Genomic DNA, 22,354 nt, shown 5'->3' with positions numbered 1-22,354 from the left:
ATAATTAAAAATTATGTTATCTACAAATCCTTTTTCAATTTTAGCTGAAACAGTTTCACCTTTTGCAATGCAAAGCTTCATAATTGCTATGGTAATTTTAATTGCAGCAGGAACAATTATACAAATGATTGTTCACAAAAATGTTACTTATTTTTTTAATAATGCCAAAAAAGCTAAAGCTAATGCTGTTAAGGAATTGAGTTCAGGAGAAAAAGCTTCAATTATCGCAAAGACAACAGTCTATGATATTGGAACAACTGCAGAACTTGGATTTGGAAAAAGAAGACTTGCACATGTTCTTGGTATGTATGGAACAATATTATTTTGGGTTGCATCAGCAGTCTTAGTATTCTGTTATACAGGAGCTGATAAACCAACTTCATCTACTTGGTCAATGATTTGGCATGTAGGAGCAATACTTACATGTATTGGTGGTTATTGGTTCTGGTTTTTCTTAAGAGTAGATGTATCTGCAGAAGCGCACCCATGGTACAGAATAATTAAAGCTGATTTATTTGTTTTAGCTTTATTAGCTTGTTCTACTTTTGGTTTGTTGTGGTCTTACACACAATCTAATGGTCAAGCAGGCTTATCTTATTTATTTTTGACTTTATTTGTTCTTTCAAATTTAGTTTTATTTGGAGGAGTTTATTGGTCTAAATTTGCACACATGTTTTATAAACCTGGTGCAGCAATCCAAAAAAATTTAGCAGAGGCAGATGGTTCACGAGACAACTTACCTCCTCCTGCTGACGCGCCTGAACAGTTTGGTTTAGGTATTAAAAGAGAACAACCTAAACACTATTAATATGATGAAATTAAAAAAGGAGAATAAATAATTATGTCAACTTTTGTATACATGACAAGATGTGATGGCTGTGGTCACTGCGTGGATATTTGTCCATCAGATATTATGCACATAGATGAAAATATCAGACGTGCAAAAAATATTGAACCTAACTTTTGTTGGGAATGTTATTCATGTGTAAAGGCATGCCCAAATCATGCAATTGATGTAAGAGGCTATGCTGATTTTGCTCCTATGGGTCATAGCGTTAGAGTTAGAAGAGAAGAAGAAAAAGGAACAATCTCATGGAAGATCAAATTTAGAAATGGAACAGAGAAAAACTTTGTTTCTCCAATTACTACAAAACCATGGGGTAAATTTATTCCAAAACTTGCTGAAGGTGATAAACCAAACCAAGGTGAGATTAATTCACAAAGACTTTATACTGAGCCAGAAGGTTTAAATATTGATGGTGAGTTACCATCAGTTCCAAAAGAGTCGTTTAAAAAAGGAGTTTACTACTAATGGCTAGACATAAGACACATTACGAGGATTGCGATATATTAGTTGTTGGTGGTGGTATGGCTGGAACAGGTGCTACGTTCGAAGCTAGACACTGGGGAAGAGATATGAAAATTGTTTGTGTAGAAAAAGCAAACATAGATAGAAGTGGAGCTGTTGCTCAAGGTCTTTATGCAATCAATTGTTACATGGGAATGCAATGGGGAGAAAATCAACCTGAAGACCATGTAAGATATGCAAGAAATGACTTAATGGGAATGGTTAGAGAAGATTTAGGTTACGACATGGCTAGACACGTAGACTCTACTGTTCACATGTTTGATGAATGGGGTCTTCCAATGATGAAAAATGAACAAACTGGAAGATATTTAAGAGAAGGTAAATGGCAGATCATGATCCATGGTGAAAGTTACAAACCTATTGTTGCTGAGGCGGCAAAAAAATCTGCTGACAAAATTTATAATAGAATAATGATCACTCATTTACTTATGGATGAGTCTCAAGATAATAGAATTGGTGGAGCTGTTGGCTTTAACATGAGAACAGGTGATTTTCATGTTTTTAGAGCAAAAGCTGTAATAGTTGCAGCTGGTGGTGCTTCTCATATCTTCAAACCAAGAGCAGTTGGAGAAGGAATGGGTAGAACTTGGTATGCCCCTTGGAGTAACGGTTCAGCATATGCTCTTCCTATTGCTGCTGGAGCTAAAATGACACAAATGGAAAATAGAATTGTGTTATGTAGATTTAAAGATGGTTATGGGCCTGTTGGAGCTTATTTCTTACACTTAAAAACATATACTCAGAATGCTAATGGGGAAAATTATGAGAAGAAATGGTATGATCAAACTAAAGAGTTAGTTGGCGAATATATTGATCATCACCCAACACCTACTTGTTTAAGAAATCATGCTTTCATTCAAGAAGTTGCTGCTGGTGGTGGACCAATTCATATGGTTACAACTGAAGCTTTCCAAGATCCACACTTAGAAACAGTTGGTTGGGAGAATTTCTTGGGTATGACTGTTGGTCAAGCTGTAGTATGGGCGTCTCAAAACATTGATCCTAAATACACAAATCCTGAATTAACAACTTCAGAACCTTATGTAATGGGTTCACACGCTACTTGTTCAGGAGCTTGGGTAAGCGGTCCTGAAGATTTATCTCCACCAGAATATTTCTGGGGTTATAACAGAATGCTTACAATTGACGGATTATTTGGCGCTGGAGACACTGTGGGTGGAAGTGCTCATAAGTTTTCATCTGGATCTTTCACAGAAGGTCGATTAGCTGCTAAAGCTGCTGTTAAGTATATCGAAGATAAAAAAGCTGAAGGAGTAAAGGTTTCAGACAAACAATGTGAGGATTTCAAAGCTATGGTTTACAAACCACTTGAAAACTTCACTGTTGCACAAAACGAAATCACTGGTGGAACTGTTTCTCCTAGCTATATATCACCAATCCAAGGTCTACAAAGACTACAGAAGATTATGGATGAATATGTAGGTGGAATTACATCTAATTATATGACTAATGGCAATATGTTGAAAAGAGGCCTTGAATTACTTGAATGGCTTCAAGAGGATCTTGAGCATGTTGGTGCTGAGGATTATCACCAATTGATGAGAGCTTGGGAGTTGAAACATAGAGCTTTAACTTCTCAGTGTGTAACTGAACATACTTTATTTAGAGAAGAAACTAGATGGCCAGGATACTATTATAGAGGAGATCATATGAAACTTGATGATGATAATTGGCATTGTCTGACAGTTTCTAGAAGAGATCCAAAAACTGGTAAATTTAGTATGGAGAAGGTTCCGGTCTACCACATCGTGGATGAGAACGAGAAGAAAAAAGCTTCTTAAGATACTTTAATTAGAATTAGACAAGTAATGGATATTTTATCAAAAAAAGATGATGAAATATATGAGTTGGCTAAACCTATTTGGTTCAACTTGGTAAAATCATCAAACCTTAAAGATTATGGTGGATTTACTAGAGATTTTTCAACTCAGATGCTCTTTGGAGCCAATGAAGTAGAGCTTGGAAAACAATGGGCTAACAATAAGCTCATCACTAATCTTCATGAAACGTTCGAGCCTTTTGGTTGTCTTAGAAGAGGAGAGCATATAACCGTTCTGATAAAACAGACCAATAAAGAAATACCAGGAGAATTTTTGGGAAGGTTAGTTTTAGGCGTTGAGGATGAAATGGTTAAAGTTTTTGGCGCTACGATCTATTAGAAAAAAAACTTATCTAATATTAAAATAATATTTGACAATTTGTACTCTGGGTGTATTGACGCACTTAATGCAATTTTCTAACGTAAAAATTTTCAATAAACTAATTAGCTTAAAAGTTTCTTTAATGAAAACAGGTATATTTTTAAGTCTAGCTGCTTATTGGGGAGTTATTATAGTTGGAACTTTTATTACTTTTAACTAAGTTGTTTTTGAACAATTTATTTATTTAAATGGATGTATTTTTACCCATCGCTCAAGTTTTTGTTAATCCAATAGAAATTTTAATATTAAGCGCAATCGTTGGTGTCCTTTCTGGATTATTTGGAGTCGGTGGAGGTTTTTTAATGACACCTTTTTTAATTTTTTTAGGCATCCCTCCTGCATACGCAGTTGCAAATGAAGCAAACAATATCTTAGCCACCTCAGTTTCTGGTTCAACAACACATTATCTAAAAAACACTTTAGATTACAAAATGGGTTTAATGATTGTCATTGGTGGGGCTATAGGTACCTCATTAGGAATTTTTACCTTTTCTTATTTTAAAGGTATTGGAAAAATTGATACCGTAATCTCTTTAGCTTACATGTATATTTTAGCAATCATTGGATCTTTAATGTTAGTCGAAAGTCTTGGTGAAATAGATAAAGCTAAAAGAAACGTTTTAGTTAAAAAAAAATTACATGTTCATTATTGGATCCATGGTCTCCCTTTAAGAATGAGATTTCCAAAATCCAAATTATACGAAAGTATTTTTACCCCAATAGTTATTGGTTTAGTAGTTGGTTTTATTGCTGCAATAATGGGAATAGGTGGAGCATTTATATTAGTGCCAGCAATGATTTACATAATTAAGATGCCAACTAAACTTGTTCCTGGAACATCGCTTTTTGTTACTATTTTTGTAAGTGTAATTGTTACTTTCCTACATTCATTTAATTATGGCTCGATTGATTTACTTTTAGTATTTCTACTTGTTATTGGATCAATAATTGGTGTTCAAATTGGACAAAAACTAGGAGAAAAAATTGATAGCTCAGGATTACGAGCATTGATGGCTATTTTGATTTTAGCAGTTGGTATTGCAATTGCCTATGATTCATTTTTTGCAGATCATGATACAAATTCAACAACCACTTCTGTAATTCCTGATTTAAATTTTTTCTCACAATTTATTTTAGATTTTTCTAATGAGATGCCATTCTTTTATGGCTTATTTTCAATTATGTTTGCAATATTTTTAGGTGTAGCAGCAGCTTTTATAAGAAGATTTTTTTCAAATTTTAAAAAACAAATGTTAATGAAATCTTAATTAAATAAATAAAGATATAATTCAATAGTTCCCAAACAAACAATTCCAACAGTAGCCATTCCAATAAATCCAACCACAAAAGGTTTGTAACCCATATTTTTTATATCTCTCAAATTGGTAGACATACCAATTGCTGCCATTGCCATTGTTAGGAATATTTTTGATAAAGATTTAATTCCATCTAAAGTGCTAAGCCAAATTTCACTATTGTTAGTAATAAAAATTTGATCACCAACATTTCGAACAATAATCATTGCAACAAATCCAAGTACAAAATAGGGAAAAATATCAATTATTGAGTATTTTTTTTCTTTAGATTGGCCTCTGTTATAAAGATACGCAAACAGGGGTATCATAATAATCAAAAAAGTATTTCTAATTAGTTTAGTAACTGTTGCTACATTTAAAGTCTCTGGACTATTGAATTGCTGATCATAGATCAATCCAGCAGCCGCTACTTGTGCTGTTTCATGTATAGAAGTTCCTAAAAACAAGCCGATTAGAAGTGGTTCACCATTAAAATAAAAATTTGCAAAGTATGGATAGATCAACATTGAGAGAATTCCAAACAAAGTGATGTTCGCAATTGCATAGGATATCTCATTTTTTTTGGCACTAATAACAGGAGCGGTTGCCATGATTGCTGTTGTTCCACAAACTGTACTGCCAATTGATATTAAATAAGCCATTCTTGTTGGGATTTTTAATCTCTTAATTAAAAGTTTAATAACTACCAATACACTTACAATACAAATTACAATTAAAGGAATTGCAATTGCACCAAATTCAAGAAACTCAAAAGGTTTTAATTGAATACCTAAGCAAATTATTCCAAGTTTTAAAATATTTTTTTGAGTAAAATCCAAACCTCTTATGAAACTTTCTCTTATTTTAAAAACATTTCCAAAGAACATTCCCAAAAGGATTGCTATCATTGCAGTGGATATAGGACTTTTTTCATATCCTAATAATTCGATACCAATAATATTATTAAAACCTTGCGATAGTGTGTAAAGAACAAACGCAAGTATAATACCAGGTAAAAGTACCAGGTACTTATTTTCAGTCATAAACTAGGGTTATTTATTAAGCACTTCTGTAAAGCTTAGTCATTACAAATTCTCTATGACCTAAAGCTTCAGCACAAGTTAACCTTCCATTAGCTGTTCTAATAGTTGCTTTAATTAGTTCATCACCAGCTTGATCCAAATTCATTTCTCTAGAAAGTATTTTAGAAACATCGCAGTCAATATGCTCTTTCATACTTACAGCTGTTAATGGATTGGCTGTTAATTTTACAACTGGTTCAATTGGGTTTCCAATAATATTTCCCTGTCCTGTTGGGAATAAGTGAATATTAAAACCACCTGCAGCTTGTAACGTAACACATTCTGCAGCAGCTGAAGAAGTATCCATGAAATATAATCCTGGACCTTTTTGTGGCTCTTCAGCAGGTGTTAATACATCTACAAATTGTCTTGATCCTATTTTTTGGAAATTACCAAATGCTTTTTCTTCAATTGTAGTAAGTCCTCCAGCAATATTTCCTGCAGTAGGTTGACTTTCTGATAAATCATCTGTTGCTTCTTTTAAAATGAAATCATTGTATTCATTCCAAGTTTTTTTAAACTTCTCTTGTGTTTCTGGAGTTTTACCTCTTTTTTCACAAACAGTTTCAGCACCTGTAAGTTCTGAAGTTTCACCAAAACATAAATGAACTCCTAATGGCTCTAATTTGTCCATTAAGTTTCCAACTGTTGGATTAGATGCAAGACCTGAAGTAGTATCAGACTCTCCACATTTTACAGAAATCCAAAGATCACTTATTGGACATTCCTCTCTTTGTTTTTCAGAAGCCCACATTGAAAATTCTTGAGCTTTTTTTGAAGCCTTCATGATTGTTTCAATGTCACCAGCACCCTCAATACTAAAACCTTCAACAGGTTTTCCAGTTTTTGCTACTTCATCAACAATTCTTTTAGTCCATTTAGGCTCAATACCAATAATTATAGCAGCAGCAACATTTGGGTTTTTTGCTGTACCTATCATTGTTCTAAAATGTAACTCTAAATCAGCACCAAACTGTAATCTTCCATACGAGTGAGGTAACGCAATTGTACCTTTAATATTGTTTGCGACAGCTTCTGCACAAGCATTTGAAATATCATCAACAGGCAAAATGACTACATGATTTCTTGTTCCAGCTCTGCCATTTTCTCTTTTATAACCTAAAAAACTTTTTGGGATTTCCATATTACTACCACTTCTTTGTTTTAACGTTGTGAACATGTACGTGTTCACCTTTTTTGATTGATTTGACTACTTTACCAATATCATGACCATATTTAATAATAGTGTCACCTTCATTTAAATCACTCATTGCAATTTTGTGTCCTAGAGGGATTTCATCTTCAGATTGAATGTTAACTGTCTTGTCATTTTCCATAATCCAGCAAGAGCAGTCTTGTTTTGGAGTGATTTTTTCAATAACAACTACTCCTACGTTGTCTTTTTCGTCGTGTATAATGATGTCTGTAGCCATAATGTTGTGTCGAATTGTTTGTTTGAAATTTAGAAAATCTTATATATTAATCGCGAAAATTGACAAACGAATTTTATAAATTCTTAATAATTACACTTTAGAGGGGTTCTAGTCTTATGATAAAAATGACAACAGAAGAAGCTTTTGTAAAAGTTTTACAAATGCACGGCATTGAGCACGCTTTTGGAATTATCGGTTCTGCTTTCATGCCAATATCAGATATTTTTCCTGATGCAGGAATCACTTTTTGGGATGTAGCCCATGAAACAAATGGTGGTTTAATTGCTGATGGTTACACAAGAGCTACAGGTAAAATGTCTATGGTCATTGCACAAAATGGACCAGGAATAACAGGATTAGTAACTCCAATTAAAACTGCATATTGGAATCACACACCTCTATTATTAGTAACACCACAAGCTGCAAATAAAACTATGGGCCAAGGTGGTTTTCAAGAAGTAGAACAAATGAACTTGTTTAAAGACATGGTTTGTTATCAAGAAGAAGTTAGAGACCCATCAAGAATGGCAGAAGTTCTAAACAGAGTAATTGAAAAAGCTATAAGAGGCTCAGCCCCTGCACAAATAAACGTTCCAAGAGATTATTGGTGCCAGGTTATTGATATTGATTTACCACCAATTGTAAGATTAGAAAGACAAGGTGGAGGTAACGACGCTGTTTCTAAAGCTGCTGATTTATTATCTAATGCAAAATTTCCAGTAATACTTTCAGGTGCTGGTGTTGTTATTGGTGGAGCTATTGATGCTACTAAAAATCTTGCTGAAAAATTAGATGCACCAGTATGTTCTGGTTATCAACATAACGATAGTTTTCCAGGAAGTCACCCACTAGCAGTAGGACCTTTAGGTTATAATGGTTCTAAAGCTGCAATGGAATTAATTTCAAAAGCTGATGTTGTTTTAGCACTAGGTACAAGATTAAATCCATTTTCAACTTTACCAGGATATGGAATTGATTATTGGCCAAAAAATGCAAACATCATTCAGGTAGATATTAATCCTGATAGAATTGGTTTAACTAAAAAAGTAACAGTTGGAATTAGCGGTGATGCAAAATTAGTTGCTGAGCAAATTTTAGCAAAACTATCTTCAAACGCTGGAGATACTGATAGACAAGCTAGAAAAGATTTAATTCACCAAACAAAATCTGCATGGTTGCAAAAACTTTCAAGTTTAGATCATGAAGATGATGATGAAGGAACAGTTTGGAATAAAGAGGCTAGAGAAAGAGATGCAGACAGAATGTCACCAAGACAAGCTTGGAGAGCAATTCAATCTGGTATGCCTGATGATGTAATTATTTCAAGTGATATTGGTAATAACTGCGCCATTGGTAATGCTTACCCAACTTTTGAAAAACCAAGAAAATATTTAGCCCCAGGTTTATTCGGACCTTGTGGTTATGGATTTCCATCTATACTAGGTGCAAAAATTGGTTGCCCTGATACTCCAGTAATTGGTTTTGCGGGAGATGGCGCTTTTGGAATTAGCATGAACGAAATGAGCTCATGTGCAAGAGAAGAATGGCCTGCAATTACAATGGTAATTTTTAGAAATTATCAATGGGGTGCAGAAAAAAGAAATACTACTCTTTGGTTTGATAATAATTTTGTTGGAACAGAGTTAGACCCTGAATTAAGTTACGCTAAAGTTGCTGATGCATGTGGTTTAAAAGGTGTAACCGTTAGAACTATGGAAGAAACAACAAATGCAATCAAGCAATCTTGTGATGATCAAAAGAAAGGAATTACAACATTTATAGAAGTAATTCTAAACCAAGAACTTGGAGAACCATTTAGAAGAGATGCGATGAAGAAACCGGTAAGAGTTGCTGGTATCAACAAAGCAGATATGAAGAAACAACCTTCATTAAACTCTTAAAATCTTTTAAAAATTTATCAATTATCGTAAAGTCACTTCATGGAAGTGACTAACGATAATAGCTGTAGTTGGATTAATGATCTTAATCCAAGAACAAACATCAAGTCTCTTCTATCAAACGATGAGTGTGATTGGTTAATAATAGGTGCTGGTTACACAGGTCTGTCTGCTGCAAGAAAATTATCTCAAATAAATTCAAATTTAAAAATTATACTAGCAGATGCCCAACTAGCAGGTGAGGGTGCTAGTGGAAGAAATTCTGGTTATTTGGTTGATACAACTTTGAACGATGGTTTTACATCAAATAAAGAACTGCAAAATTACAAAAAGAAAGCTGATATTTATTCATTAGGAATAGATGTAGTAAAAAAATTTATTAAAGAACATCAAGTAGATTGTGATTGGAATGAATGTGGTAAATATTTTGCTTCATCAAAAATTGAAGATAAAAAAATTTTAGAAAATTTTTCAAATACATTATCTAAGTTAGGCTTTGAACACAGCTTATTAGGAAACAAAGAATTGTATGAAAAATTAGGTACTAGTTTTTATAATATCGGACTTTACACAAAGGGTGGTATTCTAATACATCCAGGAAAATTAGTTAGAGCAATGGTTGATGCTCTTCCTAGTAATGTTTTTTTGTATGAAAATTCTTGTTTATTAAATTGGAATAAAAATAAAGATTTCATTTTTTGTAATTTCAAAAATGGAAAAATTAAATCAAAAAATATTATTTTTGCTACGAATGGTTTCTTAAAATCACTAGGGATAAAATCAAATTATAATTTTCCTATTACATTAACTGCGAGCATGACAAGAAGATTATCTGATGAAGAATTTAAATCCATTGGTGAACCAAAAGAATGGGGCGTACTACCTGTAAGGCCAATGGGCGCAACAATTAGAATGACAAAAGATAGAAGAATTTTGATAAGAAATACAGCAGAAGTCCACAATCCATTTGGTATGTCAAATTCCACTCTTAAAAAAAGATCTTTCAAACAGAAACTTGGAATACAAAAAAGATTTCCACAATTACCCAATGATATAATCAAATCATCTTGGTCTGGAATAGTATCAAGAACAAGGAATAGTTCTCAAATATTTGAAAAAATTGATAGTAATATTTTTGCCGCTGGTTGTTATAACGGTTCAGGTATTGGTGTAGGAACTTTATTTGGTGAACAAATTGCTCTTAAAGCGATTAATGAAAGTACTAGTGAAATAAAAACAATAGAAGCGAGGAATAAACCTTCTTGGTTACCACCGCAACCATTTTTAAATTTAGGAATAAAAACTAGATTAGTTTATGAACGTTTGAGAGCTAAATCAGAAATCTAATTAATTCTAATTTTTTGATTTATCACAAGAACAGCACCAATGATTAAAATTGGAAGACCCATTATTAGATCATATTGCCATTCTAAATTTTCAAATATTGTTGATATAATTAATGCTAAAACGGGCATTACAACACCAACATAACCAGCTCTTCCAGGTCCAACTTTTTCAAGTAACTTTAAATAAGATACAAAAGCAAATATTGAACCAAAAATTGAAAGATAAAGCAGTGAAGAGATGTAGCTAAAACTAGTTTCAAATAATAATTCAGCTCCTCTAAATTTTGTAATTATCAGTGTAAAAATTGAGCCATAAAACATAGCATATGCTATTGTTTGTATTGGAGGAAAATTATTATTTAAGTTTCTTTGGTGAACCATATTACCTGTTGATGCACTAAATGTTCCAATCAAAGCTAGAAACAATCCTATATGAGTTCCTTCGCTAAAACTAAAATTGAAAATTTCATCATTAAAAATTATCAAAATACCCACCATACCAATTGATGCTCCAATTAAAGTTTTTATAGAAGGCTTCTTTTTAAAATAGAAGGTTTCACCAACTATATTCATTATTACCACAGTTGAAAATACAATTGCTGGAAAAGCACTAACTAAATAAGTGTTAGACAAATAGAAGAAAACATAATTCATCGAATACAAGCAAATTCCAAAAAACAAAAACCAAAAATGCTGATTAATTGAAAATTGTAATTTTTCTTTTTTAATTATTAAAAAAATAAAGATTATAAATGAAGCTATTAAAAATCTATAAAATACAGATACCAGTGGATCAACATAGCCTAATTGAAATTTAATTAGATACCAGGTGGGTGACCAACAAAAAAGAGTGATTATAAAAAGAAAAATATTATTCATGATTAGCTAATTTTTACACACGTACTCTATGAATAAAATTATCCTTCTGATTATAATATTATGAAATAACTGCTCTTACAGACCCAAGTTTATCAATTTTTGCTGTATATGTTCCTTTTTTTATAATAGGCACAACCCCAACTGTGGATCCTGTAAAAACATAAAAATCTTTGTCTAAATTAATTTTATCTTTTTTAACTTTATTTAAAACAAATCTTAATGAATTTATTGGATTTACATAAACAGCATTTGTGTTTCCATCTACACTTTGCTTAGCTTTTTTATTTGAAATATTTGTTTTTAAATTACCTATGTTAATTTTTTTAAATTTTTTCTTTTGACCAATTAAAAATTTAATATTACCTCCAAAGTCACTACTTAAATCTCCAAAAGAAGTAATACCTTTTCTTTTTTGCCTATATCCAACTACTTCGATACAGGGTGCCATGTGTGAAATATATTTAGTTACGTTACTATTTGTGAGCTTACCTTTTGAAGTGAAAAAAGTTTTTTTGATTAAATAACAAACTTCAAGTTCGATCCCTAAAGCATATTTATTTATTTTTACTTTCTTTCCACTTTTTATTAAGTTTTTTTTGAAAACAGATGCAATAAAAGGCTCTTTTTCTTTTAATTTTTTCATTAACTGAATTCCAGTTCCACCAGCTTTAAAACCTATTGTTGGATCTTTTATTTTGCTTTCACATAATTTTCTAAATTTGTCCGCTTCAGTAAGTTTTTTTGTAAATCTACTAGGTATAGAAGAGATAATTTTATTATTAAGAAAAGCATTAACTAATTTATCTGAAATTTTATCTTTAAGTGTTTTTGTCATAAGAATTTTTAATTTATTTTTTTGATGTTTGATTAATAACAAATATTCCTGAAGTTGTAATTATTATTGCACCTATAATAGTAAATAAATCTGGAACATCATCATAGAAGAAAAATCCAAAAATTATTGCCCAAAAAATTAAAGTATAATGAAATGGTTGTATTATGCTAGCTCTTGCATTTTTAAGTGCTAATATTTGGAAGTATATACCTAGTGAAAAAAATAAACCAATTGGCACAAAGAAATATAAAGAATTAAAATTAACAGGTTGCCAAAAATTAAACGCCATTATTGAAGTTATAACAATCCCAATTAAAGAAGAGTAGAACAAGGATACTTCAGGAGCATCATATTCAGTTATTTTTTTTGTTGCGATTTGATAAAGACCCAGAAAAAAAGCTGCTAGCAACGGAATAAAAGAATTTACACTAAATACATCAGATGCAGGTCTAATAATTATCAAAACTCCAATAAAACCTATAAAGATTGCTATCCAAGTTTTGATTGATACCCTCTCATTTAAAATAAATACAGATAATGCAACTATAATTATAGGTGCTAGTGCACCTATGCTATGAGCGTTCGCTAAAGACAGGTGTTTAAAAGATAAAACAAAAAAACCAGATTCTAAAATAGATAGTAGACTTCTTATAATTTGAAGTTTTAAATTATTAGATCTATAAAAATTATTATTGTTAGCTCTTTTTGCTTCTATCAAGCCTAACGAAAGCACAAAAGTATATTTGATAAATAATAATTGAAATATAGAGTAATGAATAACTGCAGTTTTTTGAATTGCATCAAGTATTGAAAATGAAAAGTAAGCAATTATTGCAAAAATAATTCCCAGTGTTTCTCTTGATTTAAATTTCATTTTTTTTGTTTTAATTTTATTTCAAGTTGTTATTGATTAATTCAGACTGTCATGGATTTTGTATTACTATATTTTGTTATAGCAAGTTTTTTAATAGTGATAGTGCCTGGCCCCACTGTTAGTCTTATAATTTCTAATTCTTTAAGATCTGGTGTAAAAGCAGGATTATTAAATGTTTTTGGTACCCAAATTGGCGTTTTAATTTTGTTATTTTTATTAGCACTTGGATTTGAGATAGTTTCTCCTTTTCTAGAAGTGATCATTAACTTTGTAAGAATTCTAGGTTCAATTTATTTAATTTCACTTGGAGTAATTACAATTAAGTCAGATATTGATTTAAACAAAACTCAAGTAACTAAATTTGAAAAAAAATATTTTCTCCAAGGATTAATAGTGATTTTAACTAATCCAAAAATATTTTTGTTCCTTGGTGCATTTATTCCTCAATTTATTAATATAAATGAACCTGTTAGTTATCAGATAATTTATTTTGGAATTATCTTTATAATTGTAGCTACAATATTTGACAGCTCATATGCATTTGTATTTGGCAAGTTTAGAGAATTCATAGCATCAAAATATTTAAAAGTTTTAAATAAAATTGGCGGATTTATATTAATTCTTGTTGGTATTTGGATGTTTTTTTATTAATTTTCCAAAACAGACATTGGGTCCAATCTAGTTTGAAACCAATTAATTCTAAAATCAAGATGAGGTCCAGTTGATCTACCTGTCGATCCGACGGTTCCAATAATATCTCCTTGATTAATTAAATCTCCAGCAGAAACTAAAACGTTTTCTAAATGTGAATAAATTGTTGATATACCATGACCATGATCCATAATGACTGTACCACCGGTATAATATAAATCATCTTCAGCCATTGTAACTTTACCTGAGCCTGATGATTTAATCATTGTTCCTTGTTTCGCAGCTATATCAATTCCGTAATGTGGCCATCTAGGTTTACCGTTTAAAATTCTTTGACTCCCATAAACACCACTAATTATTCCTTCTACAGGCATTATAAATTTTTGCTTAAAAAACTGTAATTCAGAATTAATTGCTCTTGCTTCACCAATTGCATTATTTTCTTTTTTAATTCTTTTATAGACTGACTCGGGTGGGGTTACTTTGCTTTCTTCTAAGCCATCTATTCTTTGAATGTTGTATTTTCTTTTTAAAACTTTTTTGGTTATTGTAGATTTCTTACCGTCAAAGATTTTTGTAAAAGTAAGATCATATTTTTGATCTCTATCAATACCAAAAACGAAAAAACCATCCTTTGATACTCTTACTTCTTTTTTTCCAACAATTATCTTAGCACCAGGATTTGTTTTTCCTAAGATAAAATGACCTTGTAAGAATTTACCTTGAAATTCTATCGCGTTTGCAGTTGAAAAAAATAAGAAAAATATTAAAAAAAATCTATTTATTACTGAGCTGTCCATCCACCATCTATTATAATTGATGTTCCAGTTATCATTGAGGAAGCAGGTGAGGCTAAGAAACAAACTGTTGTCGCTACATCACTTTCAGTTGCTGCTTTTCCCATTGGAATATTTCCAAGTGCTAGTTTTTTAAATTTTTTATTTTTAAAGAAATTTTTAACCATTGGAGTTTCAACAAACGTAGGAGCTACTGTGTTAACTCTTATATTTCTTTTAGCTAACTCTACTCCCATACCTTTTGTCAAACCTTCAATCCCAAATTTAGTCATATTGTAAACATTTCTCCCACCCATACCAACATGACCTAATTGAGAAGACATATTGATAATAGAGCCGGATCTCTTTTTATTTTTAAGCATTTTTTTAACTACTAGTTGAGCAACATTAAATGCAGCTTTTAGATTTAAATCTACCAAGTAATTCATGCTTTTTTGTTTAATTTTTTCAAAAGGTTCAGGAATATTAGTTCCAGCATTGTTTACTAACACATCAATAATTTTGATTTTTTCTAATTTTGCTTTTAGATCTTCATAATTCATTACATCACAAGGAACTTTGATTACTTTACCTTTAATTTTTTTAATATCTTTTTCTAATTTATTTAAATCAGATGGAGTTCTGCTTAATGCTATTACAGTTGCACCAGCTTCTGCGAGTGCAATAGAACAAGCTCTTCCAAGTCCTTTACCAGCACCAGTAACTAATGCGTACTTATTTTTAAGATTAATTTTTTGAAGATACATTAAAAGAATATTATTTTAATATCTGTATAAATCAACTCAACAGCTACTATTAATATTGCTAATAACCCAACCCATGCAATCCATTTGTATTTTTTTATCCATCCAGAAATTAATGTTGCAGCAGTTGCCATTAAAACAATCGATAGAACCAGTCCAAATACAAGTAATCCATAATGATCACCTGCAGCACCAGCAACACCCAAAACATTATCTAAACTCATTGTGAAATCAGCAAGTAAAACCGTCCAAATTGCTTTTAAAAAGCTTGAGTTATCTACTTTTATATCTTCCTCTGAATCTGATCCTTTGATTACATCAACATAAAGTTTGTAGACAATATAAAGAAGTAAAATTCCACCAATAAGTCTCAGTCCAGTAATTTGTAACAAATAAGCTGTTAGTAACGTTAATATTATACGTAATATTACTGCACCACCAATTCCCCAAAATATAACTTTCTTCCTTTGCTCAACAGGAAATTTTGAAGCTACCATTCCAATTATAATGGCATTGTCACCAGCTAGAACTAAATCAATAAAAATAATTTGTGTTAAAATAGCAATTTGTTCGGGAGTAAAAAATTCTGCAAACATTATTGTTGTAGTATCATGTCAGCACCTTTTTCTGCAATCATAATCGTAGGTGCGTTAGTATTTCCAGAAGTAATGTTAGGCATTATCGATGCATCAATAACTCGAAGATTTTCTATTCCTCTTACTTTTAATTTTTCATCAACTACTGACATCTCATCTTGACCCATTTTGCATGTACCAACAGGATGAAAAATTGTTTGTGCAAAATTTGATGCTTCTTTTACTAATTCCTCGTCATCATTAATATGAATACCTGGTCTATATTCCTCTGGTGTATATTTCTTAAAAGTTTCAGATTCCATTATAATTTTTCTTGTCAATTTTAATCCTTTGGCAGCTATCATTCTATCGTGATCAGTTGACAGGTAATTTTGTTTTATTTTTGCGTAAACGCGTGAATCTTTATCAATAATACTTACGTGACCTCTACTTGTGGGTCTTATATTAGAAACAGTTGGAGTGAATGCGTGAAAATCGTGATTTTTTGTAGCTCCCAATGTATCCATACTCATTGGTTGAACGTGCCATTGTAAATCTGGTAATTCTAAAGAAGGATCACTTTTTGCAAACATACAAAGCTGACTTGCTCCCATAGTCATTGGACCACTTCTTTTAAAGACATATTCTAATCCGATAAGTAAATTTCCAAACAAACTATTAATTTTTTTGTTAAGAGATTTTAAACCATTAATTTTATAAATAGGTCTTAACATTAGGTGATCGTGTAAATTTTCACCAACACCATTTAAATTATGAACCATATCAATTCCCAATTTTTTTAGTTTTTCTGGATTTCCAATTCCCGATACTTGCAATATTTGAGGAGAACCAATTGCACCTGAAGAAACTATAATTTCTCTATTTGCTCCAGCTGTTTTCAATTCATTATCTTGCCAATACTCAACTGATTTTGCCTTTTTATTTTCAAAGTTTATTTTTTTAACATGAGCGTGAGTAATAATTGTTAAATTTTTTCTATGCTTAACAGGATTTAGATAACCAACAGCAGTACTACATCTAAATCCATCTTTTTCTGTTACCTGAAAATAACCACAACCATGATTATCACCTGTATTAAAATCTTTCGATTTTGGTACACCAAATTCCTCAGCAGCGTTTTGAAACTCATCTAATAGAGGAAGATGTATTCTTTGATCTGAGACAGAGAGAGGTCCGCCAACTCCATGATATTCACTTTTGCCTCTTTCTTGATTCTCTGCTTTTATAAAATAGGGAAGAACATCATCCCAACCCCAGCCAGTATTTCCAAGCTGTCTCCAAATATCATAATCTCTGTGTTGTCCTCGTATATATAAAAGTCCATTGATAGAAGAGCTTCCTCCTAAAGTTTTTCCACGGGGATAACGTATTGAAATATTATTCATGCTTTCATCTGGTTCTGTCCTGTAGCACCAGTCAGTATTAGGATTGTGCATCGTTTTAAAATAACCAACTGGAATATGGATCCATGGATAATTATCTTTACCTCCAGCCTCAATCAAAAGAACTTTGTGTGAAGAGTTTTCTGATAGCCTATTTGCTAAAACACAGCCTGCAGATCCAGCTCCTAGTATAATGAAATCAAAATTATTCATAAATTAGAACTCTTATAAATTAAAAAAATTATATTTCTAATAAATCTGTTAAAAATTTTAAAATATACCAATATTAACACTTGTTTTAGTTTTCATTCTTTGACAAAGTTTCGACTTTAAAAATAAAGAGAGGGAAACAAATGAAAAAAATCATTTCAATGTTATTTGCAGTTGCAATGGTGTTTGGATTTATTTCAAATGCTAATGCTGCAAAAACACTAAAATGTCAGACAGTTCTTAACACAAAAGCTGATGAAGTTAAGATGTTAAAGGATTTTACTGACACAGTAACAGCGTTAACTGGTGGATCTCTTAAGTTTGAAATTATGCCAGCTGGAGCTGTTGTTGGTGTAAAAGAAACTTTAGATGCAGTTGACAAAGGCCTAATCGATTGTGGTTTCGCATGGACTCACTATTGGTCAGGTGACCATCCTGCAGCTATGCTATTCGGTTCTCCAGTAGCTGGTGGTGGTGTTGGTATTGACAACATTGCATTCTTATCATGGTTTCAGTATGGTGGAGGAAAAGAGCTATACGACAGACTATGGAAAGAAATGGGAAGAGATATTAAAGGATTTATGATTCAACCAGTTGGTCCTGAAGCTTTAGGCTGGTTTCCAAAACCAATTAAAGATATGGCTGACTTTAGAAAATATAAATTCAGAACTCCTCCAGGAATTCCAGGACAAACTTATAAAGACATCGGTATAGCGTCTGTTGCTATGGGTGGTGGAGATATTCTACCAGCTTTAGAAGCAGGAACTATTGATGCTGCTGAATGGTGTTGTCCAAAACCAGACTTAACGTTTGGTTTCCAAAAAGTATTAAAGCACTACTACCTACAAGGTTTACACCAAGTAGTCGTAAATGCTGACTTTTATATTACTGGAAAAACATACAACGCTATGAGCGATCATGAGAAGAAGTCTCTTGAAGTTGCAGCTAATGCATCATTAGCTAAATCTTTAAGTTACAGAATCTATGAAAATGGTAAAGCTTTAAGAGAGCTTACTGAAGTTCATGGAGTTAAATTAGAGGACACACCTTCTGATTACTTCACAGAATACATGGCTGCAGCTAAGAAAAGTTTGGAAACAAACGCTGCAAACAATGCATTCTTTGCAGAAGTATGGGACTCTATGAAAGAATTTGCTGATATAGCAGTTCCTTTCTGGAGTGGTGCTCAAATGTCTAATGCGAAGCTAGGAATGGCTCACGCAGCAACATTAAAGTAATCCAATAATTAATCTATAATTCAATTAGAGCGGACTTAATTGTCCGCTCTAATTTTTCTAACAAAATTTTTTATGGCTGAAGAACCAACTAAACTAGATATATCAGATGAAATGATAGCCGAAAGGCGAGGTGGTTCAGGGAAGATGCCAAATGATATGCCATCATGGATGGCAAGTTCTATTGTAAATATTGATAAATTTAGCAAATGGATAGGTAATGTTGTTTGTTGGATACTGATGCCACTTATCTTTGCTATGACTTACGAAGTTTTGGCGAGAAAACTTTTTCATGCACCTACAATTTGGGCTTATGACATAAGTAGATTTTTGTATGGCGCACTATTCATGTTAGGTGCAGGTTATGCACTTTCAAAAGGTGTTCATATAAGAGCAGATTTTTTATACAGAAATTTCAAAACAAAAAACCAAGGGACGATTGATTTTTGGTTATATATTTTATTTTATTTTCCAGGACTAATAGTCTTTCTTTATATGACAATTGGTTATGTAGGTGAGTCTATTCAAAGAGGCGAAAGAGGAATGGATACTACATGGATGCCTTATATGTGGCCAATTAAGAGTTGTTTATTGATTGGTATCGTATTTTTATTAATCCAGGGTATTTCAGAATTATTAAAAAGTTATTGGGCTGCAACAAGAGGAAAATGGCCAGGAGAAGATGAATAATGTTAGCTGAATTTATAGATCCAGCATATTTAGGTTTTATTCTGGTAGGAGTAATGCTTTTTGCAATTTTCGTAGGATTTCCTATTTCATTTACACTCATATTTTTAGGTTTTGTATTCGGATATTTAGGATTTGGAAAATTGGTCTTTTATTTAATGACACTCCAGTTTTCGATGGTCATGACCGAACAAACCCTCGCCGCCGTCCCGCTCTTTGTCTTTATGGGTATTATGATGGAACAGGCAGGTTTAATGGAAAGATTATTCTCATCATTTCAAATGATGCTAGCAAGAGTTAGAGGTGCATTATATTACGCTGTTCTTTTTGTTTCAGTTATTTTTGCTGCAGCAACAGGAATTGTTGGTGCTTCAGTAACCATACTCGGTATAATGGCTGCAAAATCAATGAATAGATCTGGTTATGACGTCAGGCTTGCTGCAGGTACGATAACAGCTGGTGGTACTTTAGGAATTTTAATACCTCCAAGTATCATGCTTGTTGTTATGGGCCCAATTATGGAAATTCCAGTTATTGATTTATTTGCGGCTGCTATAATTCCAGGAATTCTTTTAGCAAGTTTATACGCTGGATACACAACAATAAGATGTATGATAAATCCTAAATTGGGACCTGTAATTCCTGAAGAGATGAGAGCCGCTAGTATGAAAGAAGTTTGGATTGAATTCTTCTTAGGTTTAGTTCCTCCAGCAGCGTTAGTGTTTGCAGCATTAGGAAGTATACTTTTTGGTTTTGCAACTCCAACAGAAGCAGCTGGTTGTGGTGCAATGGGAGCTTTATTACTTTCTTTAGCATACAAAAAATTAACCTTTTCAAAACTTCAAGAAGCTCTTGTTAAAACTTTAGAGATAACAGCTTTAATTATGGTTTTAGTTGCTGCATCAAACTTTTTTGGTGCAGTTTTTGCAAGACTAGGTACTCCAACTTTATTAACTGAATTCTTGTTAGGTTTAGACATGAACAAATATTTAATATTAGCGATTGTAATGGTTGCAATATTTTTATTGGGTTGGCCTTTAGAGTGGGTACCAATTGTAATGATTATTGTTCCAATTATTTTACCATTAATTGAAGCTCTTGGCTTTAATCTTACTTGGTTTGCAATATTAGTTGCCGTCAATCTCCAGACCGCCTGGCTGTCTCCTCCAGTGGCATTGTCTGCGTATTTCTTAAAAGGGGTTGTGCCTGAATGGGATTTAAAAGATATTTATTATGGAATGATGCAATTTATGGTGCTTCAAATAATTGGTTTGGTTTTAATTATAATATTTCCTAAAATTGCACTTTGGTTACCAACTCTCCTATATGGACAGTAGAAATTATTAGTTTAAAATAATTTTAGTGAATCAACCTAAAGTTAAATACTCCCTATCAAATTGGGATTTAGTTTCGGTAAATCCAAATTATAAAACTTGGAATTGGAAAGACCTTTTTTGTTACTGGGGAGTTAATGTGCAAAGTGTAATTGGTTTTTCTCTAATTGCCTCATTATATATAATGTACAATCTAAATACATTTGTGGTTTTAATAGGAACTTTATTAGGTTCATTTTTTGTTTATTTATTTGCTAATTTTATTGGAAAACCTTCACAAAAATTTGGACTACCATTTGTAGTTTTGTTGAGGTCTTCTTTAGGATTTAATGGAGCAAAATTTTTTGGATTAATTAGAAGTTCGGTTGGAATTTTCTTATTTGGAATTCAAACTTATTTTTTATCAAAAATTTTAACTTATCTTATTAGAATATTTCTTTTCACTATTGATGAGTCATTGTTAGCCCAAGATATATTTATTTTTTATTTTTTTGGTTTAAATATTATAGATTGGTCATCGATTTTAATTGTAATTATTTTTCAAACATTTTTGTTTAGTATTGGTGCTCAATATAATAAAAAAATAATAAATTTTTCAGCAATCAGTGTTTATGTAGGAATTATTGTTTTTTTCTTCCTTGTTTTTTTAAGTGATGTCAAATTAACATCAAAAGCATTTGTAAATATTATTAATACCAAAAACTTTTTTGATATTAATAATTTATTACCACTTTTAACTGTAGCAGGAACTGTCTTTGCTTATTTTTCAATATTAATAGTTAGTTTTGGGGACATTTCTAGGAATGTTAAAAATACTAAAGAGTTGGGTAAAGGGAATTTAAGTTTGCTTATTAATTTAATTATTTTCTCTTTTTTCTCTATATTTATTGTTGCCGGATCAGATGCACTTTTAAATCAAAAATTTTCAGACATAGACAGAATTTTTACAAATCCCACTGATATAATTGGCAAATATGACAATATTCAAATAACTACATTGGTACTATTTTTTGTCGTAATTGCTTCAGCATCCACGAATTTAGTAGCCAATTATATTCCATCTCAATATTCACTAATAAATTTTGTTCCAAATAAATTATCTTTAAGGAGTGCAAGTTATATAATTTCTTTCCTCGGTTTGTTGGTAGCTATTTTTTGGCTTACAATTTTGAGTCAAATTGGCATTTTATCTTTTATAGATACATTTGGTGCATTTTTTGGACCGTTATTTGGAGTAATAGTTGCTGACTATTATCTGATCAATAAACAAAGCTTGAGTAACAAAGATTTGTATTCAGTAGAAAAAGAAAGTAGTTACTATTATTCAAGAGGGTGGCATATCAAAGGTGTTTACTCAGTATTTCTAGGTTTTATTTTTTCAGCATCAACAATTTGGAACACAAATTTAATGTTTTTACAGTCTTATGCGTGGTTAATTGGTGCATTTGTAGCCTGGATAACGTATTACTTGTTGGCAAAAAAATAA

Annotated in this window: 23 protein-coding genes; 13 read left to right on the top strand and 10 right to left on the bottom strand. The window is 31.8% G+C overall.

What is annotated here, in order from left to right; genetic code table 11:
- Positions 1–13: 13 nt before the first annotated feature.
- From ACTTBI_RS03420 to ACTTBI_RS03395, 6 genes are all read left to right on the top strand, one after another.
- Positions 14–808 carry an adenylyl-sulfate reductase gene (locus ACTTBI_RS03420; protein ID WP_440652551.1) on the top strand — a complete coding sequence of 265 codons (795 nt, stop codon included), beginning with the start codon at positions 14–16 and terminating at the stop codon, positions 806–808.
- A gap of 33 nt (positions 809–841) precedes the next feature.
- Positions 842–1,312, top strand: coding sequence for an adenylyl-sulfate reductase subunit beta (aprB, locus tag ACTTBI_RS03415; protein WP_075506608.1), 471 nt, complete (start codon positions 842–844; stop codon positions 1,310–1,312).
- A complete protein-coding gene (aprA, locus tag ACTTBI_RS03410; protein WP_262589350.1) occupies positions 1,312–3,171 on the top strand; it encodes an adenylyl-sulfate reductase subunit alpha in 1,860 nt (619 codons plus the stop codon). The genes aprB and aprA overlap by 1 nt, the downstream gene beginning before the upstream one ends.
- Before the next feature lie 27 nt (positions 3,172–3,198).
- Entirely contained in the window at positions 3,199–3,549 is a 351-nt protein-coding gene (locus ACTTBI_RS03405; RefSeq protein ID WP_075506610.1) for a hypothetical protein, read from the top strand.
- A 67-nt stretch (positions 3,550–3,616) separates the two neighbouring features.
- Entirely contained in the window at positions 3,617–3,751 is a 135-nt protein-coding gene (locus tag ACTTBI_RS03400; protein ID WP_440652550.1) for a hypothetical protein, read from the top strand.
- A gap of 28 nt (positions 3,752–3,779) precedes the next feature.
- Positions 3,780–4,859 carry a TSUP family transporter gene (locus ACTTBI_RS03395; RefSeq protein ID WP_440652549.1) on the top strand — a complete coding sequence of 360 codons (1,080 nt, stop codon included), beginning with the start codon at positions 3,780–3,782 and terminating at the stop codon, positions 4,857–4,859.
- Here the strand turns inward: ACTTBI_RS03395 and ACTTBI_RS03390 are convergent.
- The 3 genes from ACTTBI_RS03390 to ACTTBI_RS03380 are packed head-to-tail and all read right to left on the bottom strand — an operon-like array spanning position 4,856 to position 7,401.
- Positions 4,856–5,929: a YeiH family protein gene (locus ACTTBI_RS03390; protein WP_440652548.1), complete on the bottom strand. Its 1,074-nt coding sequence runs from the start codon at positions 5,927–5,929 to the stop codon at positions 4,856–4,858. The genes ACTTBI_RS03395 and ACTTBI_RS03390 overlap by 4 nt on opposite strands.
- Before the next feature lie 16 nt (positions 5,930–5,945).
- Positions 5,946–7,112 (bottom strand): UxaA family hydrolase, encoded by a 1,167-nt coding sequence (locus ACTTBI_RS03385; protein WP_440652547.1) that lies wholly within the window; start codon positions 7,110–7,112, stop codon positions 5,946–5,948.
- Between the two features lie 4 nt (positions 7,113–7,116).
- A complete protein-coding gene (locus ACTTBI_RS03380) occupies positions 7,117–7,401 on the bottom strand; it encodes a UxaA family hydrolase (RefSeq protein WP_075506614.1) in 285 nt (94 codons plus the stop codon).
- Between the two features lie 116 nt (positions 7,402–7,517).
- On the opposite strand from ACTTBI_RS03380, the gene xsc reads away from it, so the two are divergent.
- Positions 7,518–9,302 carry a sulfoacetaldehyde acetyltransferase gene (xsc, locus tag ACTTBI_RS03375; protein ID WP_440652546.1) on the top strand — a complete coding sequence of 595 codons (1,785 nt, stop codon included), beginning with the start codon at positions 7,518–7,520 and terminating at the stop codon, positions 9,300–9,302.
- A gap of 39 nt (positions 9,303–9,341) precedes the next feature.
- A complete protein-coding gene (locus ACTTBI_RS03370) occupies positions 9,342–10,646 on the top strand; it encodes an NAD(P)/FAD-dependent oxidoreductase (protein WP_440652545.1) in 1,305 nt (434 codons plus the stop codon).
- On the opposite strand, the gene ACTTBI_RS03365 is transcribed toward ACTTBI_RS03370, so the two are convergent.
- Genes ACTTBI_RS03365 through ACTTBI_RS03355 form a run of 3 tightly spaced genes read right to left on the bottom strand, consistent with a single transcriptional unit; the run spans position 10,643 to position 13,233 of the window.
- A complete protein-coding gene (locus ACTTBI_RS03365) occupies positions 10,643–11,524 on the bottom strand; it encodes a DMT family transporter (protein WP_440652544.1) in 882 nt (293 codons plus the stop codon). The two genes, ACTTBI_RS03370 and ACTTBI_RS03365, sit on opposite strands and share 4 nt — an antisense overlap.
- Positions 11,525–11,582: 58 nt before the next feature.
- Positions 11,583–12,359: a fumarylacetoacetate hydrolase gene (locus tag ACTTBI_RS03360; RefSeq protein ID WP_440652543.1), complete on the bottom strand. Its 777-nt coding sequence runs from the start codon at positions 12,357–12,359 to the stop codon at positions 11,583–11,585.
- A 13-nt stretch (positions 12,360–12,372) separates the two neighbouring features.
- Positions 12,373–13,233, bottom strand: a complete 861-nt coding sequence (locus ACTTBI_RS03355) for a DMT family transporter (RefSeq protein WP_440652542.1) — start codon at positions 13,231–13,233, stop codon at positions 12,373–12,375.
- 51 nt (positions 13,234–13,284) lie between these two features.
- Between ACTTBI_RS03355 and ACTTBI_RS03350 the strand changes: the two genes are divergently transcribed.
- The gene (locus ACTTBI_RS03350; RefSeq protein WP_440652541.1) at positions 13,285–13,884 is read left to right on the top strand and encodes a LysE family translocator; all 600 of its coding nucleotides are present in this window, start codon (positions 13,285–13,287) and stop codon (positions 13,882–13,884) included.
- On the opposite strand, the gene ACTTBI_RS03345 is transcribed toward ACTTBI_RS03350, so the two are convergent.
- Genes ACTTBI_RS03345 through ACTTBI_RS03330 form a run of 4 tightly spaced genes read right to left on the bottom strand, consistent with a single transcriptional unit; the run spans position 13,881 to position 17,615 of the window.
- Entirely contained in the window at positions 13,881–14,684 is an 804-nt protein-coding gene (locus tag ACTTBI_RS03345; protein WP_440652540.1) for a M23 family metallopeptidase, read from the bottom strand. The two genes, ACTTBI_RS03350 and ACTTBI_RS03345, sit on opposite strands and share 4 nt — an antisense overlap.
- Positions 14,669–15,427, bottom strand: a complete 759-nt coding sequence (locus ACTTBI_RS03340; protein ID WP_440652539.1) for an SDR family NAD(P)-dependent oxidoreductase — start codon at positions 15,425–15,427, stop codon at positions 14,669–14,671. The genes ACTTBI_RS03345 and ACTTBI_RS03340 overlap by 16 nt, the downstream gene beginning before the upstream one ends.
- Positions 15,427–16,020: a TerC family protein gene (locus ACTTBI_RS03335; protein WP_075506621.1), complete on the bottom strand. Its 594-nt coding sequence runs from the start codon at positions 16,018–16,020 to the stop codon at positions 15,427–15,429. Before ACTTBI_RS03335 ends, ACTTBI_RS03340 begins: the two co-directional genes overlap by 1 nt.
- Positions 16,020–17,615 (bottom strand): GMC family oxidoreductase, encoded by a 1,596-nt coding sequence (locus ACTTBI_RS03330; RefSeq protein ID WP_440652538.1) that lies wholly within the window; start codon positions 17,613–17,615, stop codon positions 16,020–16,022. Before ACTTBI_RS03330 ends, ACTTBI_RS03335 begins: the two co-directional genes overlap by 1 nt.
- 140 nt (positions 17,616–17,755) lie before the next feature.
- On the opposite strand from ACTTBI_RS03330, the gene ACTTBI_RS03325 reads away from it, so the two are divergent.
- The 4 genes from ACTTBI_RS03325 (at position 17,756) to ACTTBI_RS03310 (ending at position 22,354) form a co-directional block, all read left to right on the top strand.
- Entirely contained in the window at positions 17,756–18,850 is a 1,095-nt protein-coding gene (locus tag ACTTBI_RS03325; RefSeq protein ID WP_262589327.1) for a TRAP transporter substrate-binding protein, read from the top strand.
- A gap of 72 nt (positions 18,851–18,922) precedes the next feature.
- The gene (locus ACTTBI_RS03320; RefSeq protein WP_075506706.1) at positions 18,923–19,537 is read left to right on the top strand and encodes a TRAP transporter small permease subunit; all 615 of its coding nucleotides are present in this window, start codon (positions 18,923–18,925) and stop codon (positions 19,535–19,537) included.
- Positions 19,537–20,871, top strand: coding sequence for a TRAP transporter large permease (locus tag ACTTBI_RS03315; RefSeq protein ID WP_440634050.1), 1,335 nt, complete (start codon positions 19,537–19,539; stop codon positions 20,869–20,871). The genes ACTTBI_RS03320 and ACTTBI_RS03315 overlap by 1 nt, the downstream gene beginning before the upstream one ends.
- Before the next feature lie 25 nt (positions 20,872–20,896).
- Entirely contained in the window at positions 20,897–22,354 is a 1,458-nt protein-coding gene (locus tag ACTTBI_RS03310) for a cytosine permease (protein ID WP_440652537.1), read from the top strand.

It is taken from the genome of Candidatus Pelagibacter sp. HIMB1542, from assembly GCF_052047835.1.
Classification (GTDB): domain Bacteria; phylum Pseudomonadota; class Alphaproteobacteria; order Pelagibacterales; family Pelagibacteraceae; genus Pelagibacter.
The sequence above is the reverse complement of the archived record's forward strand: the minus strand, read 5'-3'. Positions and strand labels throughout refer to the sequence as shown.